Origin of the sequence: Microcoleus sp. BR0-C5 (assembly GCF_036705045.1) — a bacterium.
GTDB lineage: Bacteria > Cyanobacteriota > Cyanobacteriia > Cyanobacteriales > Microcoleaceae > Microcoleus.
This window is the reverse complement of the sequence record NZ_JAUBTR010000019.1, coordinates 104,344-106,458: the sequence shown is the minus strand read 5'-3', so window position 1 is coordinate 106,458 and position 2,115 is coordinate 104,344. Positions and strand designations below refer to the sequence as shown.

General features: G+C 53.9%; 1 protein-coding gene. It reads left to right on the top strand.

Translation table 11 applies throughout. From position 1 onward, the window contains the following. A partial coding sequence (locus QUB08_RS12015; protein ID WP_333224924.1) for a Calx-beta domain-containing protein occupies window positions 1-2,115 on the top strand: 2,115 nt, incomplete at both ends.

The following is a 2,115-nucleotide window of genomic DNA, read 5'->3' as shown; positions in this document are numbered from 1 at the left end:
CCAATGTGGGGGATTCCGCCGCCCCCACCTTTGTCGATATTGACGGCGACGGCGATTTAGATGCCTTTGTTGGGGCACGATTCGACAACGCCCGCTACTACCAAGATCCCACCCCTGGTGTCAGCATTGCCCCCGGCACCACACCCAGCGAAGCCGAACCCACCGCCCCCATCAACGGCAACTTCGTCGTCACCCTCACAGCCGCCGCCACCGCCGACACCACCATCAACTACACCGTCAGCGGTAAAGCCACACCGGGCAGCGACTACACCGCCCTATCGGGTAGCGTCACCATCCTCACAGGGCAAACCACAGCCAATATAGGCGTAACTCCCATCTTAGATAACGTCGTCGATCCCAGCGAAACCCTACAAATCACCCTCACTGCGGGCACGGGATACAACCTAACAAAGACTAAAACTGCCGTACTGCGAATCGCCGATAACGTACCCAAAACCCTTACCGCCCCCCAAACCAACCCCAACGGGCTCACCAATGTGGGGAATTCCGCCTCCCCCACCTTTGTCGATATTGACGGCGACGGCGATTTAGATGCCTTTGTTGGGGCACTTGACGGCAACACCCGCTACTACCAGAATACCGGCACCGCCAACGCCCCAGCCTTTGCCGCCCCCCAAATTAACCCCAACGGACTCACCAATGTGGGGAGTGTCGCCGCCCCCACCTTTGTCGATATTGACGGCGACGGCGATTTAGATGCCTTTGTTGGGGCTAGTGACGGCAACACCCGCTACTACCAGAATACCGGCACCGCCAACGCCCCAGCTTTTGCCGCCCCCGTCACCAACCCCAACGGGCTCACCGATGTGGGGATTTTGGCCGCCCCCACCTTAGTCGATATTGACGGCGACGGCGATTTAGATGCCTTTGTTGGGGCGGCGGACGGCAACACCCGCTACTACGAAAACGCCCCCATTGTCAGCATCGCCGCTGGCACTACTCCCGCAGAAGGCGGCGCAAACGGCACTTTTACCCTCACCCTCAGCGATATTGCACCGGATGGTTTTACAGTTGCTTACACAGTAGCCGGAAGTGCAACCAATGGCACTGACTACACCACCTTATCGGGAACCGTCACCATCCCAGCCGGACAAACCACCGCCACGATTAACGTTGTTCCCACCGACGATGCCATTATCGATCCCAATGAAACCGTCATCGTCACCCTCACAGACGGCGCAACCTACAACCTAGCCGCTTCCCCCAGCAACACCGCCACTCTCACCATTGACGACAACGACATCGAATACGCCATAGTCGCCAACAACGCCACAGTCGCCGAAGGCAATAGCGGCACAACTCCCATTACCTACACCATTACCCGCACCGGGCGTACCGATGTCGCCAGCAGCATCTCGCTCACCTTTGCCGGAACAGCTACGAATAACACAGATTACACCCTAGCCGGAGTAACAGGCACTGGCATCAGCAATACTGTTAATACTATTAACTTTGCTGTCGGGGCAACAGTTGCTACCGTCACCCTCAATGTTGTTGGCGATGTGATGATTGAACCCGACGAGACTATTCAAGTTTCGCTGACTCCCAACACCACCCCTACCGGTTTTCAAGCAACTGTTCCCATCCCTACTCCCGCTGCTACCACTATTACCAATGACGACAGTGCAGCCATCACAATCACTCCCACTTCTACAAATGTTACAGAAGGCGGTACAACTGATAATTACAAAGTAGTTTTAACATCACAACCAACAGGCAATGTTAATCTAGCCATTGGCAACACTTCCCAAACAACCACTTCAGCTTCCACACTCACCTTTACTTCAGCTAATTGGAATACACCACAAACCGTAACAGTCACCGCTGTTGATGATAACTTAGTCGAAGGCAGCCATAGCGGAACTATTACTCATACCGCCACTTCAACGGATACCAATTACAACAGCATTACCGTACCTTCAGTGACAGCTAATATCACTGATAACGATATTGCCGGAGTCACAATCACTCCCACTTCGACAAATGTTACAGAAGGCGGCGTAACTGGTAATTACACAGTAGTTTTAACATCACAACCAACAGGCAATGTTAATCTAGCCATTGGCAACACTTCCCAAACAACCACTTCAGCTT